The organism is Micromonospora craterilacus (genome assembly GCF_003236315.1).
GTDB classification, from domain to species: domain Bacteria; phylum Actinomycetota; class Actinomycetes; order Mycobacteriales; family Micromonosporaceae; genus Micromonospora; species Micromonospora craterilacus.
Window position 1 is genome coordinate 1 of record NZ_POTY01000288.1, and the last position, 7,996, is coordinate 7,996.

General features: G+C 69.0%; 6 protein-coding genes. 5 read left to right on the forward strand and 1 reads right to left on the reverse strand.

Annotation, left to right across the window (positions count from 1 at the left end; translation table 11 throughout):
* Positions 1–1,207 (reverse strand): C40 family peptidase (locus C1I95_RS29805; protein WP_111218869.1); only part of this gene is annotated, 1,207 nt, incomplete at its 3' end.
* A 257-nt stretch (positions 1,208–1,464) separates the two neighbouring features.
* On the opposite strand from C1I95_RS29805, the gene mqnE reads away from it, so the two are divergent.
* From mqnE to pstS, 5 genes are all read left to right on the forward strand, one after another.
* A complete protein-coding gene (mqnE, locus tag C1I95_RS29810; protein ID WP_111218871.1) occupies positions 1,465–2,634 on the forward strand; it encodes an aminofutalosine synthase MqnE in 1,170 nt (389 codons plus the stop codon).
* A 487-nt stretch (positions 2,635–3,121) separates the two neighbouring features.
* Complete coding sequence (locus C1I95_RS34960) at positions 3,122–3,628, forward strand: hypothetical protein (RefSeq protein WP_146605897.1); 507 nt, start codon at positions 3,122–3,124, stop codon at positions 3,626–3,628.
* A 325-nt stretch (positions 3,629–3,953) separates the two neighbouring features.
* Entirely contained in the window at positions 3,954–4,973 is a 1,020-nt protein-coding gene (gene pstC / locus C1I95_RS29820) for a phosphate ABC transporter permease subunit PstC (RefSeq protein WP_111218875.1), read from the forward strand.
* A gap of 4 nt (positions 4,974–4,977) precedes the next feature.
* Positions 4,978–6,270 carry a phosphate ABC transporter permease PstA gene (gene pstA / locus C1I95_RS29825; protein ID WP_111218877.1) on the forward strand — a complete coding sequence of 431 codons (1,293 nt, stop codon included), beginning with the start codon at positions 4,978–4,980 and terminating at the stop codon, positions 6,268–6,270.
* On the forward strand, positions 6,263–7,993 hold the full coding sequence (gene pstS, locus C1I95_RS29830; protein WP_233513971.1) for a phosphate ABC transporter substrate-binding protein PstS: 1,731 nt from the start codon (positions 6,263–6,265) through the stop codon (positions 7,991–7,993). The genes pstA and pstS overlap by 8 nt, the downstream gene beginning before the upstream one ends.
* Positions 7,994–7,996: the final 3 nt, after the last annotated feature.

Sequence of the window (7,996 nt, forward strand, 5' to 3'; positions counted from 1 at the left end):
GCACCGCACCGACCACCCGGGTCGCGGCGAAGAGCCGGGACCAGCGGACGGTCGAGATCTTCACCACATCGCCGGTGGTCGGGGCGTGGATCATCTTGCCGCCGCCGATGTACATCCCCATGTGGTGGATGCTCTGCCAGCTGCTGCCGGAGGCGAAGAAGACCAGGTCGCCGGGGAGCAATGCGTTGCGCGGCACGGTCCGCGACCTGGTCGCGTAGTACTGATCGCGAGAGACCCGGGGCAGCCCGTAGTAGCCCGCCGACCGGTACGCCGACCAGATCAGGCCCGAGCAGTCGAAGGAGTTCGGTCCCGTGGCGCCCCACACGTACGGGTCGCCGAGCTGCTTGCGGGCGTACGCGACCGCGGCCAGTGCCGTGGGATGCGCGACCTGCCCGTTGGCCGACTGGTCGACGTAGTCGGCACCGAGTTGCTGCTCGGCGCGTTCCTGCTGGCGGGCCAGCTCGATCAGCTGCGCGGCGTTGTCCTCGCGCAGCTTGATGAGTTTCGCCTCTTCGTCGCGCAGCGCCTTCTGCGTGGCGGCGTACTGCTCCTGGACGCCCCGCATTCGGGACTCGGCCGCCGCGTACGCCTGCGTGGCCACCTCTTCGTCGGCGCGCGCTCGGGCCATCTCGCCGGCCGCCGCGCCGGTGGCGTGCTCGGACTTCTCGCCGAGGTGGGCCCGCCGGAGCAGGTCCAGGTCGCGCAGGTCGGCCGCGAAGTCGCCGGGCGGTAGCGCGGCGGCGGCCTTGATCGCCTCGGCGGCGGCCTGATCGGCGCGCTGCTGGGCCTCGGTGGTCCTGGCCCGGGCGAACTCCAGCTCACGCTCGGCGACGAGCAGCTGGGCCTCGGCCTCGTTGCGCTGCTGCTCCAGTTCGAGCAGCTGGGTGCCGAGCTCGCCGACCCGGACCTCGACGGCGTTGATCTGGTTTTCGAGGGCGCTGGCGCCGGGGTTGGTGACTGGCGGGGTCACCACGCCGGGGGTGCCGCCGGCCGGGGCGCCGCCAGGCAGCTGGAACTGGCCGGTGACCACCGGCCGGGAACCGGTGTCGGGCACCGTGACGGGCACGGTCGGGTCGGCGTAGGCCGGAGCGGCGAGGACCGCGCTGGCGACGGCGCTGATCAGAGCGGACCAGAGCATCGGTCGCAGCACCGGTGAGATCACCGGGCTCCGTCGCCGCTGCCGTCGCCCGTTCGCGCTGTCGACCATTCCGCTCCTCTTCCGGCGTGCTGCGCCGCGCCGGGGGGACGCGGCGGCGGGGGAACGCCATCAGGGTGTCGTGCCCCATCCTGTCTACCGCACCCGGTATCGCGGTGTCGATGTCTGGGCGGGTAACAGGAGCCTGAGAGTCTGGTGACGCCCACACTGCCAACGGACCACGGTGTGAGCTGCGTCTGCGGCCGACGTAGGCTCTGGTTGCGACCGGGCTCCGGTTGCGACCGCAGGTGGAAGGGACGGGGCTTTCGATGGACGCCGGACTCAAGCGCGAGCTCGAAGCGAAGGTGTACGCGGGAGAGCGGCTGACCCGTGAGGACGGGATCGCCCTCTACGAGAGCGACGATTTGACCTGGCTGGGTCGGCTGGCGCACCACAAGCGCACCGAGGACAACGGCGACCGGGTCATGTTCAACGTCAACCGGCACCTCAACCTGACCAACGTCTGCTCCGCCTCCTGCGCGTACTGCTCGTTCCAGCGCAAGCCGGGCGAGAAGGATGCGTACACGATGCGCGTCGACGAGGCGGTCCGTAAGGCCAAGGAGATGGAGGACGAGCAGCTCACCGAGCTGCACATCGTCAACGGCCTGCACCCGACGCTGCCCTGGCGTTACTACCCGAAGGTGCTGCGCGAACTGAAGGCGGCGCTGCCGAAGGTCAAGCTCAAGGCGTTCACCGCGACCGAGGTGCAGTGGTTCGAGAAGATCAGCGGACTGAGCGCCGACGAGATCCTCGACGAGCTGATGGATGCCGGGCTGGAGTCGTTGACCGGCGGCGGCGCGGAGATCTTCGACTGGGAGGTCCGCCAGCACATCGTCGACCACGCCTGCCACTGGGAGGACTGGTCGCGGATCCACCGGCTGGCGCACAGCAAGGGCATGAAGACGCCGTCGACCATGCTCTACGGCCACATCGAGGAGCCCCGGCACCGGGTCGACCACGTGTTGCGCCTGCGTGAGCTGCAGGACGAGACCGGCGGCTTCCTGGTCTTCATCCCGCTGCGTTACCAGCACGACTTCGTGGATTCGGCGGACGGCAAGGTCCGCAACCGGATCCAGGCCCGGACGACGATGGCCTCGCCGGCCGAGTCGTTGAAGACCTTCGCGGTGTCCCGGCTGTTGTTCGACAACGTGCCGCACGTCAAGTGCTTCTGGGTGATGCACGGGCTCTCGGTGGCCCAGCTATCGCTCAACTTCGGGGTGGACGACCTGGACGGTTCGGTCGTGGAATACAAGATCACTCACGACGCCGACTCGTACGGGACGCCGAACACCATGCACCGGGACGACCTGCTGCACCTGATCTGGGACGCCGGCTTCCGGCCGGTCGAGCGCAACACCCGCTACGAGGTGGTCCGCGAGTACGACGCCGCGCCGACGCTGGCCGAGCGCCGCGCCGAGCCGCAGCAGGTCTGGGCCTGACCTCGGGCTGACCTTGGCCTGACCTTGGAGTCGGGCCGGGCCCGGTCGCCCGCGCCGCGCTACGTCGCCCTGGGCGGTTCGACCTCCGCTCCGAGCCGGGTTGTGCCATGCCCGCCACCGTCCGCGCCGTCGCGGCGGCCGGGCGGCCCGGTGACTCAGCTGACCGCCGCTACCGTGGATGGCGGCGGCCCGGCCTGCGCATGCCACCGGCATCGACGGTCGGGAATGGTTTCCCGATCCGTCACCCGGGCTGAATCCCGGAGTGCATAAGGGCACAAACCCTCATCAATCGCTGCCCGCTCCCCCCGTTGGAAGTGCTTTGTATCCGAACGGTGGATGAGCATGAACCCGCTGTTCACGTTCCGGATGTCCGGCGTGAGCGATCGGCTGCTGACTGAGTCATTGTCCGTGTCGAGCCTGTTTCCAGCAGTCAAATCTGCGGCCAGGTCAGGTGCGGTTTCGGTCCGCGGTTGAGGGAGGGATCAAGGTGCAGCGTCCACGTTACGTGTTCCTTGCCGCGCCGGTGCCGCAGGCGCAGGGCGTACCCGTGCGCGAAGGCATCCTTTGGATGCTCGTATCGCCCAATAATCGGCAACTTGGCCGAAGTGCCATCTATCACGACGTCTATGCCGACTGCCGGCAGTCGGTACTCGATCTACAGAAAAATGTGGATCAGGTGGTGCCGCTCGAAGGCACGGTCGAAATGACCGGGCAGTGGATCTGGCGGCTCGAACTCAACGGCCGCATCGTCGCCGTCTCCAGCCGGTCCTACCTGCGGGCGCGGGAGTGCACGTACAACCTGGAACGCTTTCTGGAGGCGGTGCCGCAGGCGGAGATCGTGGTCGGCATCCGGAGCGCCCGAAGGGGGCGCCACCGGCCGGCGGAAACGGAAGACACCGGGATCCGCTCGCCCCGCACTCTGGGCGCCGGCCTGGCGCAATCGTCGCTCGGTCAGGCGTACCGGCCCCGACTCCGGATGCCGGGCGAGCTGTGAAAGATCCGTTGTCGGTAGTCGGGATTGTCGGGTCGATGGACAACAGACCGGACGGACGCACCGAATTGGACGGACGCGTCGAATTGCGCACCTCCGCCGAGTCGGCAACTCGATCGGAAGCGCGGACATCCGGAATTCATCGGTCACATGTCTGGCGTACGTGTTCGCCTGCCCGCGGCGTCACCGCTCCCACCGAGCGTGAGCCCTGCGACGAACGGGGCGGCGGCACCGGTCGAGCCGGTTCGGGAAAGGTGGCGTTCCAGGTGTGCAGCACGGTCAGGCGTTCTCGCCTGCCAGTCAACCGTCTCGCCGTGGTGGGCCGCTGATGGTCACGACCACCATCCCCGGCGTGGCCGCCGAGGAGTCCACTGAGGCACCTCGCCAGATAACGACCCGGGTCGGCCCCTCCGACCACGTCTTCCGCCTGATCGCCCGGGCCGGTGGCGCCGCGGTGCTGCTCATCATGCTGCTGGTCGGCTGCTTCCTGCTCTACCGCGGTTCGACGGCGTTGCAGGTGGCCGGCTGGTCGTTCTTCACGACCGAGGCGTGGGACCCGGACTCCAACAACTTTGGAGTGGCGGCTCTGCTGGTCGGCACGGTGCTGGTGGCGATGGTCGCCCTGAGCTTCGCCGTACCGCTGGCCATCGGGACGGCGCTCTACATCTCCGAGTACGCGCCCGGCCGGCTCCAGCGCACGCTCGTCTCGCTGGTGGACCTGATGGCGGCGGTGCCGAGCGTGGTGTACGGCCTCCTCGGCGCGTACCTGCTGGAGGGCAAGGTGATCTACCTGGCCCGGTGGCTCTCCACCTGGTTGGGGTGGATTCCGATCTTCCGGGTCGACGGTGTCGACCCGCGCGACCCGCTCGCCACGATGTCCGTCTACACCTCGTCGACGTTCATCGCCGGGATGGTGGTGGCGATGATGGTCACGCCGATCATCTCGTCGGTGATGCGGGAGGTCTTCTCGCAGGCGCCGGTGGGCGAGCGGGAGGGCGCGTACGCCCTCGGCGCCACCAAGTGGGGCATGATCCGGGCCGTCGTGCTCCCGTTCGGCCGGGGCGGCATGATCGGCGGCACCATGCTCGGACTGGGCCGGGCCCTCGGCGAGACGATCGCCGTCTACATGATCATCACGCCGGTTTTCGAGATCAAGTGGCAGGTCCTCCAGAACGGCGGCATCTCCGTCTCGGCCCTGATCGCCCAGCAGTACGGCGAGGCGAGCGACTTCGGGCTCTCCGCACTGATGGCCGCGGGCCTCGCCCTGTTCCTCATGACGCTGGTCGTCAACTTCATCGCGTCGACGATCATCGTGCGGAGTCGATCCGGTGCCGAGAGTGAGGCATGACCCGATGACCGGGTTGACCAAGACCGAAACCAGGACCACCGTTCCCACCCCGCCCGAGCGGCCGGCGGCGGAGTGGCGGCGCGTGGTTCGTGGCAGCGGCGAGCGCGAGTTCTTCCCGGTCCTCGCCGCAGCCGCCGCGGCCGTGGGCTTCACGGTGCTGCTCTTCAACCAGCTGGCACCGCTCAGCGGCATCCTGGGCATGATCGTCGTCGGGTACCTGAGCTTCGTCGCCTTCTACACGGTGCTGGTCGCGTACGAGAACCCCGGCCCGGCGGTGCGGGCCCGGGTGGTCTCGGTCATCGTGCACAGCCTCGCGTTCGTGCTGGTCAGCGCGCTCGTTCTGGTGGTCGCCTACGTCCTGTTCCGGGGCTGGGACGCGCTGCACCACCTGAACTTCATCACCCAGGACATGTCCTCGGCGGGGCCGCTGGATCCGGTCACCGTGGGCGGCATCCTGCACGCCGCGGTCGGCACCCTGGAGCAGATCGCCATCTGCCTGGCGATCACGGTGCCCGCCGGGGTCATCTGCGCCGTCTTCCTCAGCGAGTTCCCGGGACCGTTCAGCCGCTTCGTTCGGACGATCGTCGAGGCGATGACCGCGCTTCCGTCGATCGTGGCCGGGCTCTTCATCTACCTGTCGGTCATTCTCATCTTTGGCCGCTGGGCCCAGGAGAACCTGCCCGAGCGGTGGCAGTGGCTCGCCATCGGAAAGTCCGGCTTCGCCGCCTCCCTGGCCCTGAGCATCATGACGCTGCCGATCATCGTGCGCGCCGCGGACGTGGTGTTGCGGCTGGTTCCGGGGCATCTGCGCGAGGCGTCGCTGGCCCTGGGCGCGTCGCACTGGCAGACGGTGTGGCGGGTGGTGCTGCCGACGGCGCGGTCCGGACTGACCACCGCGGTCATCCTCGGCACCGCGCGAGGGATCGGCGAGACCTCGCCGGTGCTGCTCACCGCCGGGTTCGCGACCAACTTCAACGCCAACCCCTTCTCCGGCTGGCAGGTGTCCCTGCCGCTGTTCACCTTCGACGCGGTCAAGTCGCCGGAACCGTTGATGGTCGCCCGGGGCTTCGGCAGCGGTGCCGCCCTGATGCTGCTCGTCCTGTTCCTCTTCGCGCTCGCCCGGTTCGTGGGCGGTCGGGGAGCCGGCAACCTCAGCAAGCGGCAACTGCGGCGACGAATGGTCGCCTCCTACCGGGACGCCCGACGGTTCGCCGATCGCGAACGTTCGCGCGCCACAACTGTCGTACCCGACTCCCCACCCGTTCCCAGGAGCGACAGCGAGGATGGTCATGTTTAGGAACAGGATGCGCGGCAGCCGGGGCCGGATCGGCCGGCTGCTCCGCGCCGTCGTCGCGGTGGCGACCGTCGGAGCGGTCGTGCTTCCCGCCACCGTCGCCCAGGCCGCGCCGGGCTACATCCCGATCAGCGGCGCGGGCTCGACGTGGAGTGCGAACGCGTTGCGGCAGTGGGGCGCCAACGTCAAGCAGTTCAACATGACGGTCAACTACAGCGCCAGCGGCTCGACGGACGGGCGTACCCAGTTCGCCAACGGCACCGTCGACTTCGGCGTCTCGGAGATCCAGTACGGGCTCTACGACTCGAACTTCGGCCGCGCGGCCGACCAGCCGCCGGCGCGGGAGTTCGCATACATGCCGATCGTGGCCGGTGGTACGGCCTTCATGTACAACCTCAACATCGGCGGACGCCGGGTCACCAACCTGCGCCTCTCCGGCGAGAACGTGGCGAAGATCTTCACCGGCGTCATCAAGTTCTGGAACGACCCGGCGATCAAGGCCGACAACCCGTCGCTGACCCTGCCGGCGCGGCGGATCGTCCCGGTCGTCCGGGCGGACGGCTCCGGCACCAGCGCGCAGTTCACGCTCTGGCTGAGCAAGCAGTACCCGGAGATCTGGAACGACTACTGCGCCAAGAACGGCAAGCGCACCCCCTGCGGGCTGACCTCGTACTTCCCGTACAAGACCAGTGAGGGGTTCGTCGCCAAGAACGGCTCGGAGAACGTCTCCGGGTACGTCCGGCAGCCGCAGGGCGAGGGCGCGATCACGTACGTCGAGTACTCGTACCCGAAGAAGGCCGGCTTCCCGGTGGCGAAGGTGCTCAACAAGTCCGGCTACTACATCGAGCCGACCGCCCGCAACGTCGCCGTCGCGCTCACCTTCGCGGACATCGAGACGGCCAACAAGGACCGGAGCGTCTACCTCACCCAGAAGCTGGACGGCGTCTACGCCAGCCCCGACAAACGCGCCTACCCGCTCTCCTCGTACTCCTACATGATCCTGCCGACGAAGGAGGAGTACGGCCTCAACAAGGACCGGGGCCGCACCCTCGCCGCCTTCGGCTACTACCTGCTCTGCGAGGGGCAGCAGCAGGCGGACTCCCTCGGCTACTCGCCGCTGCCGAAGAACCTGGTCGAGGCGGGTCTGGAGCAGGTGGAGAAGATCCCGGGCGTCGAGGTGCAGCCCAACAAGATCAAGAGTTGCAACAACCCCACCTTTTCCAACGACGGCACCAACACGCTGGCCAAGAACACCCCGAACCCGCCCGAGTGCGACCGCAAGGGTGCCACCGTCCAGTGCGACACCGGCACCGGCGGCGCCCCCCAGAAGACGCCGCAGAACAACGGCGGCTCGAACGGTGGCAACCAGCCAGGCGGGTCGAACGGCCAGCCGGGCACGCCGGGTGGACCGAGCGGCGGCCCGAGCGCGGGCCCGAGTTCCGGCGGCCCGAGCGCCGGGCCGGGTGGCGGGCCGTCCGCCGGCTCGGGCAACGGTGCGGTGGACCCGATCACCGGGGACCCGATCTCCGACGATCCCGGCAACGGCGCGGGCGGCGGGGAGTACGTCGCGGGCGTACCGGTCTCTCTTGAGGCCGAGGGCGGCTGGCGGCTGTCACACACCCTGATGCTGCTCGCCGGGCTGCTGCTCGCCGGGCTCGTGATGGGCCCGCCGCTGCTCGCCCGGTCGCTGCGGCAGCGCGGCGGCGAACCGTGGAGCGGATCGTGAACC

What these genes read in the sequence shown, in the direction of transcription:
- mqnE (WP_111218871.1), top strand. Translation starts at nt 1,465, where the DNA reads ATGGACGCCGGACTCAAGCGCGAGCTCGAAGCGAAGGTGTACGCGGGA.
- pstA (WP_111218877.1), top strand. Translation starts at nt 4,978, where the DNA reads ATGACCGGGTTGACCAAGACCGAAACCAGGACCACCGTTCCCACCCCG.
- pstS (WP_233513971.1), top strand. Translation starts at nt 6,263, where the DNA reads ATGTTTAGGAACAGGATGCGCGGCAGCCGGGGCCGGATCGGCCGGCTG.
- pstC (WP_111218875.1), top strand. Translation starts at nt 3,954, where the DNA reads ATGGTCACGACCACCATCCCCGGCGTGGCCGCCGAGGAGTCCACTGAG.